Annotated in this window: 19 protein-coding genes; 4 read left to right on the forward strand and 15 right to left on the reverse strand. The window is 43.0% G+C overall.

All coding sequences use genetic code 11. The features are described 5' to 3' along the window. Nucleotides 1-113: 113 nt before the first annotated feature. From rlmM to thiI, 5 genes are all read right to left on the reverse strand, one after another. On the reverse strand, nt 114-1,205 hold the full coding sequence (rlmM, locus tag VRUMOI_RS09060; RefSeq protein ID WP_089140562.1) for a 23S rRNA (cytidine(2498)-2'-O)-methyltransferase RlmM: 1,092 nt from the start codon (nt 1,203-1,205) through the stop codon (nt 114-116). Continuing rightward, the gene (locus VRUMOI_RS09065) at nt 1,202-1,645 is read right to left on the reverse strand and encodes a DUF423 domain-containing protein (protein ID WP_089140561.1); all 444 of its coding nucleotides are present in this window, start codon (nt 1,643-1,645) and stop codon (nt 1,202-1,204) included. Before VRUMOI_RS09065 ends, rlmM begins: the two co-directional genes overlap by 4 nt. A gap of 9 nt (nt 1,646-1,654) precedes the next feature. Further along, nucleotides 1,655-2,311 (reverse strand): alpha/beta fold hydrolase, encoded by a 657-nt coding sequence (locus VRUMOI_RS09070; RefSeq protein WP_089140560.1) that lies wholly within the window; start codon nt 2,309-2,311, stop codon nt 1,655-1,657. After that, nucleotides 2,308-3,288 carry a transcriptional regulator GcvA gene (locus VRUMOI_RS09075; protein ID WP_231897443.1) on the reverse strand — a complete coding sequence of 327 codons (981 nt, stop codon included), beginning with the start codon at nt 3,286-3,288 and terminating at the stop codon, nt 2,308-2,310. Before VRUMOI_RS09075 ends, VRUMOI_RS09070 begins: the two co-directional genes overlap by 4 nt. Nucleotides 3,289-3,759: 471 nt before the next feature. Further along, a complete protein-coding gene (gene thiI / locus VRUMOI_RS09080; RefSeq protein ID WP_089140559.1) occupies nt 3,760-5,208 on the reverse strand; it encodes a tRNA uracil 4-sulfurtransferase ThiI in 1,449 nt (482 codons plus the stop codon). A gap of 243 nt (nt 5,209-5,451) precedes the next feature. Between thiI and xseB the strand changes: the two genes are divergently transcribed. Genes xseB through dxs form a run of 3 tightly spaced genes read left to right on the forward strand, consistent with a single transcriptional unit; the run spans nt 5,452 to nt 8,488 of the window. Beyond that, nucleotides 5,452-5,697, forward strand: coding sequence for an exodeoxyribonuclease VII small subunit (gene xseB / locus VRUMOI_RS09085; protein WP_089140558.1), 246 nt, complete (start codon nt 5,452-5,454; stop codon nt 5,695-5,697). 1 nt (nt 5,698) lies between these two features. Then, nucleotides 5,699-6,583, forward strand: coding sequence for a (2E,6E)-farnesyl diphosphate synthase (gene ispA / locus VRUMOI_RS09090; protein ID WP_089140557.1), 885 nt, complete (start codon nt 5,699-5,701; stop codon nt 6,581-6,583). A gap of 36 nt (nt 6,584-6,619) precedes the next feature. Beyond that, entirely contained in the window at nt 6,620-8,488 is a 1,869-nt protein-coding gene (gene dxs, locus VRUMOI_RS09095; protein ID WP_089140556.1) for a 1-deoxy-D-xylulose-5-phosphate synthase, read from the forward strand. A gap of 72 nt (nt 8,489-8,560) precedes the next feature. Here the strand turns inward: dxs and VRUMOI_RS09100 are convergent, their stop codons facing one another. From VRUMOI_RS09100 to nrdR, 9 genes are all read right to left on the reverse strand, one after another. After that, nucleotides 8,561-8,908, reverse strand: coding sequence for a putative quinol monooxygenase (locus VRUMOI_RS09100; RefSeq protein WP_089140555.1), 348 nt, complete (start codon nt 8,906-8,908; stop codon nt 8,561-8,563). Nucleotides 8,909-8,964: 56 nt separating this feature from the next. Next, complete coding sequence (gene pgpA, locus VRUMOI_RS09105) at nt 8,965-9,477, reverse strand: phosphatidylglycerophosphatase A (RefSeq protein ID WP_089140554.1); 513 nt, start codon at nt 9,475-9,477, stop codon at nt 8,965-8,967. A 23-nt stretch (nt 9,478-9,500) separates the two neighbouring features. Continuing rightward, nucleotides 9,501-10,496: a thiamine-phosphate kinase gene (gene thiL / locus VRUMOI_RS09110; RefSeq protein ID WP_089140553.1), complete on the reverse strand. Its 996-nt coding sequence runs from the start codon at nt 10,494-10,496 to the stop codon at nt 9,501-9,503. 84 nt (nt 10,497-10,580) lie between these two features. Further along, the gene (gene nusB, locus VRUMOI_RS09115) at nt 10,581-11,048 is read right to left on the reverse strand and encodes a transcription antitermination factor NusB (protein WP_089140552.1); all 468 of its coding nucleotides are present in this window, start codon (nt 11,046-11,048) and stop codon (nt 10,581-10,583) included. 21 nt (nt 11,049-11,069) lie between these two features. Then, complete coding sequence (gene ribH / locus VRUMOI_RS09120) at nt 11,070-11,537, reverse strand: 6,7-dimethyl-8-ribityllumazine synthase (protein ID WP_027696879.1); 468 nt, start codon at nt 11,535-11,537, stop codon at nt 11,070-11,072. Between the two features lie 157 nt (nt 11,538-11,694). Beyond that, the gene (ribBA, locus tag VRUMOI_RS09125; RefSeq protein ID WP_089140551.1) at nt 11,695-12,804 is read right to left on the reverse strand and encodes a bifunctional 3,4-dihydroxy-2-butanone-4-phosphate synthase/GTP cyclohydrolase II; all 1,110 of its coding nucleotides are present in this window, start codon (nt 12,802-12,804) and stop codon (nt 11,695-11,697) included. A 75-nt stretch (nt 12,805-12,879) separates the two neighbouring features. Next, nucleotides 12,880-13,539 carry a riboflavin synthase gene (locus VRUMOI_RS09130; protein WP_089140550.1) on the reverse strand — a complete coding sequence of 220 codons (660 nt, stop codon included), beginning with the start codon at nt 13,537-13,539 and terminating at the stop codon, nt 12,880-12,882. Between the two features lie 23 nt (nt 13,540-13,562). Further along, on the reverse strand, nt 13,563-14,714 hold the full coding sequence (ribD, locus tag VRUMOI_RS09135) for a bifunctional diaminohydroxyphosphoribosylaminopyrimidine deaminase/5-amino-6-(5-phosphoribosylamino)uracil reductase RibD (protein WP_089140549.1): 1,152 nt from the start codon (nt 14,712-14,714) through the stop codon (nt 13,563-13,565). Between the two features lie 37 nt (nt 14,715-14,751). Next, nucleotides 14,752-15,201: a transcriptional regulator NrdR gene (gene nrdR, locus VRUMOI_RS09140; RefSeq protein ID WP_089140548.1), complete on the reverse strand. Its 450-nt coding sequence runs from the start codon at nt 15,199-15,201 to the stop codon at nt 14,752-14,754. A 246-nt stretch (nt 15,202-15,447) separates the two neighbouring features. On the opposite strand from nrdR, the gene VRUMOI_RS09145 reads away from it, so the two are divergent. Then, on the forward strand, nt 15,448-15,777 hold the full coding sequence (locus VRUMOI_RS09145; protein ID WP_089123403.1) for a hypothetical protein: 330 nt from the start codon (nt 15,448-15,450) through the stop codon (nt 15,775-15,777). A gap of 250 nt (nt 15,778-16,027) precedes the next feature. Here the strand turns inward: VRUMOI_RS09145 and glyA are convergent, their stop codons facing one another. Beyond that, on the reverse strand, nt 16,028-17,278 hold the full coding sequence (gene glyA, locus VRUMOI_RS09150; RefSeq protein WP_089140547.1) for a serine hydroxymethyltransferase: 1,251 nt from the start codon (nt 17,276-17,278) through the stop codon (nt 16,028-16,030). Nucleotides 17,279-17,365 lie beyond the last annotated feature (87 nt).

Consider the following 17,365-nt stretch of genomic DNA (forward strand, 5'->3'; position numbering starts at 1 on the left):
GCGCTACTCGAGATTCGAAAAAGATAAAAAGAATAATTGAATTAGTGGCTCATACCATCAAGATACGAGCCACGATAAGCGAAGCGCCCAAGAAGCGCAGCGCTCGCTGTAAATCAATACGGCGAAATATTTTTTAGAATCTGCACATGAACGGTAATTTCTTCACGGTCATGATACAAATGTTTCGCTTGCAGTTTAAAAAGCACATCATTTTCTTTAAAAAAGATCTTTAAGTTTTCAATGTCTTCCAATACTTCATCGTAACGGCCTTTCATCGGCAGTTTTAAGTTAAAAATGGCTTCTTTGGCCAAGCCACGAATCAACCATTCACCCATCAATTGTGCCACGCGAGACGGTTTCTCGATCATGTCGCACACCAACCAGGTCACATTCTTTTTCGCTGGCTCAAATTTAAAACCATCAGCCGCATGGTATTTCACTTGGCCAGTGTCCATTAAACTTTGTGCCATCGCGCCATTATCCACCGCATGCACAAACATAGAGCGCTTAACTAACTGATAAGTCCAACCGCCAGGACAAGCTCCTAAATCCACCGCCCACATACCAGGTGCTAAACGGGTATCCCATTCTTCTTTCGGAATGAAAACATGAAACGCTTCTTCCAATTTCAAGGTTGAACGGCTTGGCGCATCCGATGGAAATTTTAAACGAGGAATGCCCATAAAGAACTGGGAGTTATTTTGTGATAATGAATAACCAACATAGCAATGGCCGGGCGCTACAAAACAAATATGCAACACCGGTTTTTTAGCATTATCTTTTGCAAATAAGAAACCTTTACCACGCAACGCATTTCGCATAGGCACTGTAAACTTACGGCAGAATTTCAGCAGTTCTTTCGCTTCATTGGTATCCGGCGTTTCAATGCGAATATCACCACAAGTTGGGAATTTATCTTGCGCTTCAATCGCCGCTAGAATTGGAGAGATACGATCTTCTGTCGGCAAATCAGTTAATGCATCAGAAACGGCGATCATTTGACGCGCAAAAATCAGCGCCTTAAAGTCGAGAAGTTTGATCAGCTTATCCGCATCACCTTCTTGGTAACACTCGAAAAGCACGTAACCCGATAATCTTTTCACACGGGGAAAGCCAAAAATCTCTAAATTATTGGCTTTATCTTGGATTTCTCCTGCGCATTCTTTTTCAAAACCAGAACGGCAGTAAAGTAAAACGTGTTTCACAGTGTCACCTTATTTAATCGTAAAACGGATAGAGCGAAGATAATCCAGCCCAACATAAAAAACACACCACCTAATGGGGTAATTGGGCCAAACCATTTTATCCCAGTTAAAGCCAGCGCATATAGACTGCCACTAAAACAAAGGATGCCGATGATAAAGCAAATAGCAGCATATGCCACACCTTTACGCCCTTTCTCTGAGTATTCAGGTGTCTGAGACGCCGAATTCGGCGCAGTGATCATCAAAATCAAACCACAAGTGAGCAAAGCAAAAGTATGCCACGCTTGGTATTGTACTCCCGTTTTAAATACGCCAAGTAAATACTCAGGCAAACGATGCGATAAACCATGTGCCGCAAAGGCACCAAGTGCTACCGTGATGACTCCTGAAAAGCCAGCAAAGGCGAGAATCTTCTGCCCTCTGCATTGTGAAATAGACATATTTTTCTCTTATTTTGTTTGAGTATGTTGGTTAATGAACGCCATCATTTTGTTCACGGCCAGTGCTCGATTACCTGGTTCGGTAAAACCTGACTTCACTCGAGGTTTCAAACTGTGGTCACCATCAGGGATAAAATCAAGTTCGATAGAATCAGACAGAGCAAATGACTGGCACTCTTCTTTTGTACCAAACGTATCGCGTTCACCTTGCAAAATTAAGGTCGGTTTAGTGAGACTAACTAAATGTTCGCCTTTATAGTTTTCTGGCTTACCCGACGGATGAAAAGGAAAGCCTAAACACATAATCCCGCTTACCAAAGGATGTTCCGACAAATGGCTGGCCATTCGCCCGCCCATGGATTTCCCCGCAAGAAACAAATGCTGCTCTTCGCGGTGAAACGTATTAATTTTTTCTTCAAAATCCGCCAATAGTTTCGGAGCACGATCCGGTGGTCTTTTTGTCCCCTCTTGCGAACGAATCACCATATAAGGAAAGTTAAACCGCACCACACGAATTCCGTGAGCCGCTAGTTGTTGAGCCATGTCAGCCATGAACTCATGCTCCATACCAGCGCCTGCACCATGAGCAAATAATAACGTGACCTTAGCATTGTCATCTCCATCAATAATGAATGAATGCTCACAAGGCTGCCTGGTTACTGTCATATTTTTTCCTCGGTATTTTTTACATCATCACTTACTTCATGCGTAATATTTTCAGTGATATCTTCACCTATCTCATCAAGTAATTGATCTTGCTCACTCGCCGCCTTGCTTAGCATCCAATCACGGAAAGTGGCCACTCGTCCCACATCGGCTTGCTTGGTATCGCACACCACATAAAAGGCATTTTTACTGATCAATACTTCATCAAATGGCTGCACTAAACGGCCAGAATCCAAATCAGGTTGCGCAAGCACATTGTTCACTAACGCGATACCTTGACCGTGCATAGCGGCTTGAATCACCATGGTCGAGTGACTAAAGATCGGTCCATGATTAACATTAACACCATCAAGATTGTTCTCTTTAGTAAACTGCTTCCAATATTTACGTGAGCTATCATGCAATAAGGTGTGATGTTTAATATCCGCTAAACAATTTAATGGTTTAGTGCCTAATAACAACTGCGGAGAGCATACCGGGATCAAGCATTCTAAATACAACTTATCAGCGCGAACACCCGGCCAATTACCGCGACCATAATAAATCGCCACATCAACATCATCAGATAGAAGCCCTTCATCCATATCCACCGCTTTAATGCGAACGTCGATATCTGGCTCTTGTTGATTAAAGTCTGCCAGCCTAGGCACTAACCACTGGATCGCAAAGCTTGGGGTTAAGCTAATAGTTAACGCACCTTTTTCACTGCGTTCTAACACTTTATCAGTTGCATCAGAAATTGAAGTAAAAATATCTTTAATATCTAAAAAGTAGCTTTGCCCTTCCTCCGTGAGTAATAAAGAACGATTACGACGTCGGAATAACTTAATACCTAAAAACTCTTCTAATGCTTTAACCTGGTGACTGACCGCCGCTTGAGTCACAAAAAGCTCCTCAGCAGCACGAGTAAAACTCAGGTATCGGGCCGCGGCTTCAAACACACGTAATGAATTCAAAGGGGGTAAACGTCTAGCCATAGTTCAAACCTTATTAGCCAAAAATGACAGGATTGTTTGCATAAGATTAACGACATTATTATGCATTAATTTTTCTCATGCGAAGCATTATAATTTGTCCATTGCTGAACTGCCATTAAAACTCTATATTTCATCACACATTAATGAGTTACAGCATTTATTTCAAACCTGTAAATCTGTGATTGACTAATGCTAATGTTGTGTTTGCATTAACTCTTTTGAGTTTTATGATGCAGTGGTAATACTCCCTCATTACCCTTGTGTCCTGATTATTTGATAGTGAATCAAATTTATGCACAGTTAGATTTATTCTAGCTGTGCTTTTTTTATGTCTGCGATATTATCTTTTGCCACTGCTCTTTATCTTAATGCCGCTCATCAAGAACCTTATGCCCCTAATTCTCATATAAAAAACGCCGACTAAAAAGTCGACGTCTTATCTAAGTATGATTAATAAGTATCTGACAATAATTAAGGGCGATACACTTTTACGTTGTTATAGCCTAAATCTTTAAGGTACAAAGCTTGCAAACGACTCATCACGCCTCGGTCACAGTACAATAAATATTGTTTACTCTGATCTAAATCACCAAACTGAGTTGCTAGCTTGTAGAAAGGTAGATGTTTAATCTCAACACCATCAATTTCTAATGGATTCATATCCTCTTCATCTGGGCTACGAATATCAAGTACAACCGCTTCTTGAGCAATCTCGGCAACTTGTTCTACTTCCGGCGCTTGCTCTTGGCTTTCGGTTTCAATATCACGGATATCCATCACACGAGCATTGGAGACCACTTGCTCAAGAATATCGAAGTTAAAATTCAATTCTTCTTTTTCAAGTTTGGCTTTCACCGCTTTCACCGTTGGCTTTTTAGAAATCACGCCACAGTATTCAGGCATCACTTTGGCAAAATCTTCAGTACCGATTTGACGAGCAACGTTGATAATGTCTTCTTTATCCCAGTTGATCAGAGGACGAAGAATCAATGTATCGGTCACATTATCAATCAAACGTAGGTTAGTTAGCGTCTGGCTTGATACTTGACCTAACGCCTCACCGGTTACTAACGCTTCAATACCGAACTTCTCAGCAACCATGCCACCTGCGCGCATAAACATACGTTTCAGTACTACGCCCATTTGGCCGTCATCAACGTTTTCAAGAATTTCAGCGACTACAGGCTCAAAATCCACCGCGATGAACTTCACTTTGGCTGAAGAACCGTATTTCTTCCATAAGAAGTGCGCTACTTGCTTCACGCCGATTTCGTGCGCAGGCCCACCTAAATTAAAGAAACAGTAATGGGTTTTTGAACCACGCTTAATATGAAGATAGCTTGAAACACCGGAATCAAATCCACCAGAGATTAAGCTCAATACATCTTCTTGAGTCCCAAGAGGGAAGCCACCCAAACCTTTATGACGAGCGATCACTTGGTTTAGCTTATCATTCGAAATTTCTAAGTTGACCGTTACTTCTGGTTTAGTCAATTTTACTTTTGCTGACTCAACCGCTTGGTTTAGGCCACCACCGACATAGCGCTCAACTTCAATAGAAGTAAAATCATGCTGACCACGGCGTTTAACACGCACCACGAAGGTTTTACCTTCTATCAGGTCACGGCTTTGCTCTAGCGCTTGCTCGTAGATATTATGCAAATCAGTAAAATCTGACTGCAACACTTCAAGCGAGTGATGAATACCCGGTGTATGCGTTATGATCTCAAGCACTTTATCGTAATATTCATCGCTATTGGCAGCGATTTCAATGTGATCACGACGGTTTAATACCGCAACAGATTCTGTTTCGCGCTGGATAATATTGCGAAGATTACGCTCCAGTGTGCGAGTGAAACGCTTACGAACCGAGTCACTTTTAACAAAGATTTCTGGATGGGGCTTTACAATAAACTTCATATCATGATTCACTTTTTATCGGATTATTCGACGTTATGGCTAAATGCAATGCAGATAACGCCAAAACTAAGGCGCAAAATTATACACGACAATTCACCTAGGCGGAATGTATTTCCACTATCACCACTCTAAGCCACAATTTCCTATCGATTTTAGGATAAAAAGCAGATTAACCCTTGTTTCACCGCCTGTAGGTCAAATACAATTGACCCTTTCCAGATCATCTATATAAGCAGAATCAACATGGCGAGCAAAAAACCTGAAAACATGAGCTTTGAAGAGTCCTTAACCGAGCTAGATGCTTTAGTTAATCAACTTGAAAATGGCGATTTAGATTTGGAAGACGCATTAAAGAAATTTGAGCGTGGAATTGCTCTTGCTCGCTCTAGTCAAACCAAATTGACCGAAGCAGAACAACGCGTTGAGATTCTGTTAAAAGATGATGATGAATCAGAGCTGATTCCTTTTGACCCTGAAAGTGACCTTTAATATGAGCATTGCACTGGCTGACTATCAAGCAAGAAACAATAAACAGCTAAATTTATGGCTAGATAGTATTCCGCATCAAAACCAAACGTTAACCAAAGCCATGCGCTATGGCCTTTTGCTTGGTGGCAAACGTGCACGCCCATACTTAGTCTATATTACTGGGCAGATGTTTGGTTTACGCTTAGAAGATCTTGATACTGCGGCCTCAGCCATTGAGTGTATTCATGCGTATTCACTGATTCATGATGATCTGCCCGCGATGGACGATGATGAGCTGCGTCGAGGCCAACCGACTTGCCACATTGAATTTGATGAAGCCACGGCAATTTTAACCGGTGATGCGCTGCAAACACTGGCGTTTACTATTTTGGCAGAAGGTTCATTAGCTCCAAGTAGTGAGCCCTATCGCATTCAATTAATCAAAGAACTGGCCAATGCGTCAGGCTCTCTTGGCATGTGCATGGGACAATCACTCGATCTAGAAGCGGAAAATCGTTTAGTCAGTATTGAAGAATTAGAAGACATCCACAGAAACAAAACGGGGGCTCTGATTAAATGCGCTATCCGTATGGGAGCACTTTGCGCTGGTGATAAAGGCATTGAAGTGCTGCCACATCTCGATCGCTACGCTGAAGCCGTTGGGCTAGCTTTCCAAGTTCAAGATGACATTCTTGATATCATTAGCGACACTGAAACGTTAGGGAAACCTCAAGGTTCCGATCAAAATTTAAATAAGAGTACCTATCCTGCTCTGCTAGGATTAGAAGGAGCCATGCAAAAAGCGCAAGACTTGTTACAAGAAGCGCTTCAAGCTTTGCAGGCAGTGCCTTACAATACTCAGTCACTCGAAGAGTTCGCCCGATACGCCGTCGAGCGCAGCCATTAATATAATAAAAACGAACATCACTAAGCGCTAAATTTTATGACTCTTGATATATCAAAGTACCCAACACTCGCACTCGCCAATACTCCTGACGAGTTGCGTACTTTACCAAAAGAAAGCTTATCACCGCTTTGTGATGAGTTGCGTACCTATTTGCTTAACTCAGTGAGCCAATCAAGCGGACACTTAGCATCAGGTTTAGGCACGGTTGAACTCACAGTCGCACTACACTACGTTTATAACACGCCATTTGATCAACTTGTTTGGGATGTCGGCCATCAAGCCTATCCGCATAAAATTTTAACGGGTCGCCGTGAACGCATGCCAACTATCCGTCAAAAAGACGGTTTACACCCTTTCCCATGGCGTGGTGAAAGTGAATATGACACCTTATCAGTCGGTCACTCTTCGACCTCGATAAGCGCCGCGTTAGGCATGGCAATTAGCGCACAAAAAGAAGGTAAAGACCGTAAAGTTGTGAGTGTGATTGGTGATGGCGCCATCACCGCAGGTATGGCCTTTGAAGCCATGAACCACGCTGGTGATGTGCATGCGGATATGCTCGTGATCCTAAATGATAATGAAATGTCGATCTCAGAAAACGTCGGGGCATTAAATAATCATTTGGCACAACTACTGACGGGTAACTTTTATACTTCAATTCGTGAAGGCGGCAAAAAAGTGCTGTCGAATGTCCCGCCAATTAAAGAGCTAGTTCGTCGTACTGAAGAACATCTAAAAGGCATGGTCGTACCGGGAACCATGTTTGAAGAGCTTGGTTTTAATTACATCGGCCCAGTCGATGGACACGACGTGAAAGAGCTCGTTAAAACACTGAAAAACATGCGCAGTTTAAAGGGCCCGCAGTTTTTACATGTGATGACCAAAAAAGGCAAAGGCTATGAACCTGCGGAAAAAGATCCGATTGGTTATCACGGCGTACCTAAATTTGACCCAAAAGAAACCTGCCTACCGAAAAGCAGTGGCGGTAAACCGACCTTCTCTAAAGTGTTTGGTGATTTCCTATGTGATATGGCTGCCCAAGATCCAAAGCTCATGGCAATTACCCCGGCAATGCGTGAAGGCTCTGGCATGGTACGTTTTTCCAAAGAATTCCCACAGCAATATTTTGATGTGGCGATTGCCGAACAGCATGCTGTCACGCTTGCTTCAGGTATGGCGATTGCGGGGCAACACCCGATTGTGGCGATATACTCAACTTTCTTACAGCGTGGTTACGATCAATTGATCCACGATGTGGCCATTATGGATTTGCCTGTGATGTTTGCCATTGACCGTGCCGGCCTCGTTGGCGCAGATGGTCAGACTCACCAAGGCGCATTTGATCTAAGCTTTATGCGCTGCATTCCAAACATGGTGATCATGGCACCAAGTGATGAAAATGAGTGTCGTCAAATGCTTTACACTGGCCATAAACACCAAGGTCCAAGTGCAGTCCGTTATCCTCGCGGTTCGGGTTGTGGCGCAGAGATTCAAGCTGATATGACTGAACTTGAAATCGGTAAAGGTCGTATTGTTAAAGAAGGCTCGACTAAGAAAATTGCCATTTTATCTTTCGGGACCTTCTTACCTGAAGCATTAAAAGCTGCCGACAATCTTGATGCGACCGTTGCCGATATGCGCTTTGTTAAGCCACTGGATGAAGAATTAGTGCTTAAACTCGCAGCAGATCACGATGTGCTGGTTACGTTAGAAGAAAACGTGATTGCCGGCGGTGCAGGCTCTGGGGTGATTGAACTTCTCATGCAACGCAAGCAAATTAAACCTGTATTGCAACTAGGCTTACCTGATAGCTTTGTACATCAAGGCACTCAAGATGAGTTGTATCAAGAACTTGGTTTAGATGCCGCAGGGATTGAAAAGCAGATAAAAGCTTATTTGAACTAGCTTCAAGAGTAGATAAAAATGGCCCGATAGTCTTATCACTACCGGGCCATTTTTTATTGGTTCAATAAACCTTTAAAACTTAGGCGCGTCAAAGTTGTTTGGTTCATCGGTATAAACCGCGACATTTGATTTCTCTACTAAGCCTGTTTCTGCCACGCATTGTTGTTGGAAGAAGTCGGCAATTTCTTGACGTTGACAGTGCGCTTCAAACGCTTCGTTGCTTGCCCAAATTTCATGAAATGCAATTGGGTAGCTTTCGCCACCGGCAAATGGGCTAGTACGGTGACGCGTCACCACATATTGTAAGCATCCATCTTCACGCAGAGTATTTGGCTCTAGTGCTTGAAGTACCGTAAACAGTTCGTCTAGTTTGCCTTCTTTTGGTAAAAACTGCGCCACACAATACACTTTCTTCGACATATTATTTATTCCTTTCTATCAAACTATTTCCCAATCGCACGATAGTTCAATTGGTATTAGTAATACAATACCAGCAGCCATAAGCTGATGGCGGCAAAAACGCCAGCTAACACATCATCGATCATAATGCCAAACCCACCATGTACATGGCGATCCAATAAGCTGATCGGCCACGGCTTCACCATGTCAAAAATTCGAAATAGCACAAAACCAATCAGCAAAGTTTGCCAATCATAATGCGGTAGTCCCATCAAAGGCACCACACTCATGGTGATCCAAAATCCGACAAACTCATCCCAAACAATCGCACCATGATCATGCACTTGCATATCATCAGAGGTTTTTTGGCAAATGGTAATGCCAACTAAAGCCGCCAATACGACGACCACACAATAAGCCATCGCAGGCAACTGCACCAATAATAAGTAAAAGGGAATGGATGCAAGTGTTCCCATGGTTCCGGGAACAATTTTAGATAAACCACTACCAAACCCAACCGCTAATAAGTGCCACGGGTTAGATAATTTAATTCGCTCAATAGGGTTTACCCCACGGGATGGTTGCGACATGTTATGCCTTCTATATTGTTATTTTAATTAAAGTGATCAAATCCATGAACTTGCCTTGCCAGATCATCTTCTTGGATAGGCAAACCATTTCGAAGTAATTGAATAGTATGCTCAGCGTCCCGCTGGTTTTCAGTAACCTGCCCAATACAAGTTAACAGGCAACCGACCTGTTGCGCGATTTCATCTAACAGAGGTTTATCTTGCTTTGAAATGGTAAAGCACAATTCATATTCTTCACCACTTTGTAATGCGGCCAATTGGGCTTGTTGAGTATCACCGAAAAAGTCCGTTGCCAAATCACTAATAGGCAGTTGGGTAATCTCTACTTGGGCACTCACGTTTGAACGCTTTAGCACATGTTTGAGATCGGACATCACCCCATCGGAAATATCAATACAACTCGTGGCATGATCACGCAGTCGCTCAGCAAGCTTAATTCGAGATTGGGCATAAAAGTGACGTGACACTAATTCCTTCGCATGAGGTTTATTTGTAGCCTCAGGATTGAGAATAACACTTAAGCCAGCCTGACTGTCACCGAGATTTCCGCTTACAAAAATCCAATCCCCCACTTGAGCACCGCTGCGAGTAAGTGCTTTTCCTTTTGGCACCAAACCTTGAATGGTAAAGGAAATGCTCAGAGGTCCCTTGGTGGTATCCCCACCGATTAGCTGTAAATGATGAGCATCGGCAAGCGTAAACATTGAATCACAAAAAGGTGCTAACCATGCTTCATCAATTTCAGGCAAACTGATTGCCATTGAAAACCAAGCGGGCGTGGCTCCCATTGCCGCCAAATCACTAATATTGGACATTAATGCTTTATAGGCAACAGCAGAAGGATCAGCATTCGCTAAAAAATGTGTACCTAACACCACCGTATCGGTACTAATGGCCAGTTGATACCCTTCCGGTGGCGATACTAAAGCGCAATCATCCCCCAAAGCTAAATCAACATCTTGTCGATTCGCTTGGCGATGAGCAAAATATTTATCAATGAGATTAAATTCACCGGACATGGGCTTAACTCGATTAAATTCAGTGACAGTGATTATACAAAAAAGGCCAGCACTTGGCTGACCTTGATTAACAATTCGCAGAAATTACTTTTTGCGAACGTGCGGTGCTGCTTTATCAAGCACACCGTTGATGAACTTATGACTATCTTCTGCTGCAAATACTTTTGCTAGCTCAATTGCTTCGTTGATCACCACTTTATACGGTACATCATCACGCTTAGTCATTTCATACATCGCTAGACGAAGTAACGCGAGTTCCATCATATCCAAATCTTGCATTGGACGAGAAAGGAATGGGCGAAGCTTGCTGTCTAATTCCATATTAGTGTTCACGACACCTGACAGTAAGTCTTGAAAATAAGCAACATCCGTCTCAGGTGCTTTTAAGCTAGGCTCGCCAGCATGATGTTCTTCTTCATCATACTTTTCACCGGTTAGAAATTGATGTTCAATTGTTGCCACATTTTCTTTAGTGACTTGCCAAGAATATATCGCTTGTAGAGCGAATTGACGTGCATTACGACGTGCGGCTGGTTTCACGCGAGCCCCCATTAGGAATTAGATTGCAAAAAATTAATTAATTTCATTAAGAACGTTGATCATCTCAAGTGCGCTAAGAGCAGCTTCTTGCCCTTTATTACCAGCCTTGGTGCCTGCGCGTTCAATCGCTTGATCGATGGTATCAACAGTCAATACGCCAAATGCAACTGGAAGGCTATATTCCAAAGACACTTGAGCTAAACCTTTATTACACTCACTACATACATAATCAAAGTGTGGTGTACCACCACGGATAACCGTGCCAAGTGAAACAATCGCATCAAACTTGCCCGTTTTTGCTACACGTTGTGCAACAAGAGGCAATTCAACAGCACCAGGGCAACGAACAACGGTAATGTTGTCATCGCTTACTTGGCCGTGACGCTTCAATGTGTCAATCGCACCTGAAAGTAAACTTTCGTTAATAAAGCTGTTAAAACGAGAAATAACGATAGCAATTTTTGCATTAGGAGCGGCAAAAGCACCTTCGATTACTTTCATAAGTTATCCTTTAACTGTTTTCTAGAGAGTGAGAATCGGCGGATTCTACCACAAAATTGTGAGTGATATCTATTGGTAATTCGTTTCTCGTTGCTCGGAAGCTCGTAACTCGAATAAAAGCTTTTTCAAGCAACGAATAACGAGATTCCGAAAAACGTTATTCTGTTACATAATCCACAACATTCAAGCCGAAACCGGATAGTGCATGGTAGCGCTTATCTGATGACGATAATAAACGCATGTCTTTTACGCCTAAATCCGCAAGGATCTGAGAACCCACACCGACTCGGCGTGAAGTGCCTTGCTTTTTGGCCATCACAGGGGCAGTAGCATTATCTTGTTGCTCAAATACTTTCACTTTATGGATGATTGATTCTGCGGTTTCTTCCTTACCAAGAATAATCAGAACTCCACCTTCTTGGTGAATACGCTTCATCGCTGCTTCTAGAGACCAGCTACGATCGCTTGAACGGTTAGAGTGTAATAAGTCGGTAAAGGTATCTTGCAAGTGCACTCGAACTAAACAAGCATTATCCGTTACATTACCTTTACGTAATGCATAGTGGATTTGACTATCAATCGTATCGCGGTAAGTCACTAAATCAAACTCACCAAATTCGGTCGGTAGTTTACATTCCGCGACACGCTCAATGGTGGTTTCAGTATTGTTGCGGTATTCAATCAAATCAGCAATGGTGCCTAATTTAATGCCATGTTTTTCAGCAAACACTTCTAAATCCGGACGACGAGCCATGGTGCCATCATCATTTAAAATCTCAACGATAACGGAAGCAGGTTCTAGACCGGCAAGGCGCGCTAAATCACAGCCAGCTTCGGTATGACCAGCACGGGTTAATACCCCACCTTCTTGCGCCGCTAGTGGGAAGATATGGCCAGGTTGAACAAGGTCTGCTGCTTTAGCATTTTTCCCTACTGCTGCTTGAACCGTAACCGCGCGATCCGCGGCAGAAATACCGGTTGTGACGCCTTCTGCCGCTTCAATAGAAACAGTAAAGTTGGTGGTGTATTGAGCGTTATTATCTTGCACCATTGGCGGCAAACCTAGATTATGACAACGCTCTTTGGTCAGAGTTAAACAAATCAAACCACGACCATGGGTGGCCATAAAGTTAATCGCTTCTGGCGTGACATGCTCAGCGGCCATGATAAGATCACCTTCATTTTCACGGTCTTCATCATCCATCAAGATAACCATCTTACCTAAACGAATATCATCAATAATTTCTTTTGAGCTGCTAATTGGCATATTTGATTCCTAACTATTCTGCTGATGCTTTATTCGGCTGCAAATAACCCGAAAATAAAGTTAAATTAACTAAGGTTAAGCAAATCCATTTTTTTGCAATAGGTCCATAGTAACGCGAGAAGCTGGCGTCTCTTCTGCTTCCGCTTTACCGGTAATTAATCGCTCTAAATAGCGAGCGATCACATCGACTTCTAAATTGACTTTTCGTCCAACCACGAAACTATTAACGGTTGTTTCTTGAGAAGTATGCGGAACGATGGTGATTTTAAAGGCATTTTTGCGTACATCATTGACCGTTAAGCTAATACCATCAATGGTAACCGAGCCTTTTTCTGCAATATAACGGGATAAATGCGTTGGCACTTCAATCCAGTATTCCATTGCTCGGCCAATGGGTTGACGATCAACAATGACACCAACATCATCAACGTGCCCAGAAACAATATGTCCGCCAAAACGAGTCGAAGGTAGCATGGCTTTTTCTAAGTTGACTGACTCGCCCACTTGGTACTGTGAAAAACCAGTACGCTTGAGAGTCTCTAACGATAAATCCGCGCTGTAACTACGCTGATCAAATTCCACTACTGTCAGGCAAACACCATTGGTTGCGATGCTGTCACCTAAGTGCACATCCGACATGTCGAGCTTACCCGCATCAACCTTAATGGTGACATCTTCACCTTTAGGAGTAATCGCCAAGATAGTACCGACCGCTTCAACAATTCCTGTAAACATAACGTCTCTTTCTTATTTAAATTCTATTTTGTTTTGATGGCCGCGGTTAAGCGAATATCACTGCCTACCATGCGCACATCTTTGATATCAAGCTCAATAATATCGCTCATTGAGCTTAGGCCACATAGTTGAGTTAAACCACGCCCATCGGTACCCATCAGCTTAGGTGCTAAATACACAATCAATTCATCGACACAATTTTTCTCAATGAAACTCGCCGCTAACTGCGCACCAGCTTCAACCCAAACGTGGTTAATATTGTGTTCATCGGCTAATTGTTTTAACAGTGCGGGGAGCTCAAATTGTTGATTCACTACTTTTGCAGCAACAAATTGTTGGTAAGACTTAAGCGAAAGTGGCGACTCTATTAATGGATCATGGACAGCTAAAACATCCCCTTCATTCTTCCATAACTTTAAATCAGAATATTGAGCGTCTTGCAGCAGACCTTGGCGATCCAATATCACGCGAATAGGTTGGCGTACTAAATCCTTTTGGTAAACCGCCTGAACTGAATTCGGGAGTTCTTGCCAGCGGACATTTAAAGAAGCATCGTCATCTATCACCGTCTTGGCCGTTGACAGAATGGCGCCAGCCTTGGCTCGGTAAGCTTGTACATCTTGGCGAGCTTTAGCACCGGTAATCCATTGGCTTTCACCATTAGCGAGCGCGGTTTTACCATCAAGGCTTGCCGCAAGTTTTAATTGTACAAAAGGCATTCCGGTTTTCATTCGTTTAATAAAACCGGGGTTGAGATTAATGGCATCTTGCTCAAGCAAACCGACATCCACTTGAATGCCAGCATCACGCAACATTTGAACCCCTCGTCCAGCCACTTGTGGGTTAGGATCTTGCATAGCACACACGACCCGAGCGACTTGCGCTTTAATTAACGCTTCAGCGCACGGTGGCGTTCGCCCATAATGAGAACACGGTTCTAAAGTGACGTAAGCCGTTGCCCCTTTTGCTTGATCAGCGGCTTGACGAAGAGCATGAACTTCCGCGTGAGGTTGACCCGCTTTCAAATGCGCGCCTTGCCCTATCACCGTTTTTTCTTTTGTAATCACACATCCCACATTAGGATTGGGTGCAGTGGTATAGGTACCTTGTTTAGCCAAAGCAATGGCTTGCGTCATCATTTTATAATCAAAAGAGGAGAATACGGTTTGAGTCATGACTTTATTCCAATATCTGAAGCTGAAGGCAAAACGATTAATCTTCTAAGCGTGCGATCTCTTCGCCAAACTCTCGAATATCTTCAAAACTTCGATAAACAGAAGCAAAACGAATATAAGCCACTTTATCTAATATTTTCAGTTGTTCCATCACTAGATTGCCAATCATTTCACTCGGTACTTCACGCTCGCCAGTTGCACGCAGCTTCGATTTAATTGTACTGATCGATAGCTCAACCGCATCGGCACTAACAGGACGCTTTTCCAGTGAACGTTGAATGCCACCAATCATTTTATCTTCATCAAAAGGTTCGCGATTACCATTGGTTTTGATGACTTTCGGCATCACCAATTCAGCACTTTCAAAAGTGGTAAAACGCTCACTACAAGCAAGGCATTGGCGACGACGGCGAACTTGATGGCCATCGGCAACCAAACGTGAATCGATCACCTTGGTATCATTTTCAGAACAAAATGGGCAGTGCATGCTATCTCCCTTGAAAGCTATATTTATTGTTATTTCGTTAGTTTATCCGAAATCCCTAGGCTTAGCGACCGCACACATAGGCTTCTTCGGCATTATCGAATAAATTTTGTCCCTAAGTTGAGCAAAGTTGGCGATAAGGTTACACTTACTACAGTTTCAGTGATTGCCTAGCCACCACTCTAGGCTCTAGCAATCATTCACATTTTAATCCGATTATCTCGACGGATAAATATAGGAAGTAGCAATATGAAATATGTAGGATTAGCTGGATTGCTAGTATTGGCCTTGTCAGGTTGTTCAAGCACCACCCAAGAAGATAATTACTTAGATGCATCGTTTGAGCTATGTAACACTGAAGTCAAAGTATTCTCAACTAGCGATGATGGTAAAGTCCGTATCGTTTGTGCTGACGGTTCTAAGTTTGCGATGGACAACGCTAAGACATTAGACACCATGCGTGATCTGAATGCTTCTTACTGTTCAGGCGAAGGGCTTGGCCAATTTAACGAAAGCTCTCGTTATTACATGTTCAAATGTAAATCTGGCTCAATGATCAGCATTAATAAAGACGACTAAATTCAGTTTCGAGTTTCGAGTTTCGAGTTTCGAGTTTCGAGTTTCGAGTTTCGAGTTTCGAGTTTCGAGTTTCGAGAAAATCTTAAAGCCTCAGTTTGAATATTCAAGCTGAGGCTTTTTTTCCAAAAAACAAAACCCAGCCATTTCTGACTGGGTTTTATCTTATTCGAGAAGCGAAGCGCCCTAGATTCGAGTCACGAGATTCCGACTCAGCTATGGCGCAAAAATCGCCCCTTTTTATGCAGAAATATTATGCGTAAACCGGTTTACGCTTACAGATCTCTAATACTTTTGCTTTGGTTGCTTCAATCACAGACTCATCACCCATGTTGTCTAGAATGTCACACATCCAGCCAGCAAGGTTTTTCGCGTCTTCTTCTGTAAAGCCACGACGAGTAATTGATGGAGAACCGACACGAATACCAGACGTTACAAATGGGCTACGTGGATCGTTTGGTACTGAGTTTTTGTTTACTGTGATGTTAGCTGAACCTAGAGCAGCATCGGCTTCTTTACCGGTAATGTCTTTGTCAATAAGGTCAACAAGGAATAAATGGTTTTCTGTTGAGCCAGACACGATGTTGTAGCCACGTGCGATAAACTCAGCCACCATCGCTTTAGCATTTGCTACAACGCGCGCTTGGTATTCTTTAAACTCAGGCTCTAGTGCTTCTTTAAAAGCAACCGCTTTTGCCGCGATCACGTGCATTAGAGGGCCACCTTGGCCACCTGGGAATACTGCTGAATTTAGCTTCTTATAAAGATCTTCACCTTCATTAGAAAGAATCAAACCACCACGTGGGCCAGCTAATGTTTTATGGGTTGTCGTTGTCACAACGTGCGCATGCGGTACTGGGTTCGGGTAAACACCAGCAGCAATAAGACCGGCAACGTGCGCCATATCAACGAATAGGTAAGCACCAACTTTGTCTGCGATTTCACGCATACGTGCCCAATCACACACTTGAGAATACGCTGAGAAACCACCGATGATCATCTTAGGTTTGTGCTCAACCGCTAATGCTTCCATTTCTTCATAGTTGATCTGACCCGCTTCATCAATGCCGTAAGGAATGATGTTATAAAGCTTGCCAGAGAAGTTAACAGGAGAACCATGAGTTAAGTGACCACCGTGCGCTAGGCTCATACCTAATACCGTATCACCGGCATTCAATAGCGCCATGTAAACTGCGTTATTCGCTTGAGAACCAGAGTGAGGTTGTACGTTTGCGTATTCTGCACCGAACAATTGGCAAGCACGTTCAATCGCTAGAGTTTCTACTTTATCGACGAACTCACAACCGCCGTAGTAACGCTTACCAGGATAACCTTCAGCGTATTTATTCGTTAGCTGAGAACCTTGGGCTTCCATTACACGTGGGCTGGTGTAGTTTTCTGAAGCGATAAGCTCAATGTGCTCTTCTTGACGAAGAGTTTCTTCCTGAATTGCGGTAAAAAGATCCGCATCGTAATCCGCAATGTTCATATCACGCTTAAGCATTTGTATCTCCTGGTTCAGATTATCTGATAATTCCTAAAAAACCCGAAAGGTCTATAAAAACGGTAAGTTTCGTAAAAATACAGCCAA

The organism is Vibrio rumoiensis (genome assembly GCF_002218045.2).
GTDB lineage: Bacteria > Pseudomonadota > Gammaproteobacteria > Enterobacterales > Vibrionaceae > Vibrio > Vibrio rumoiensis.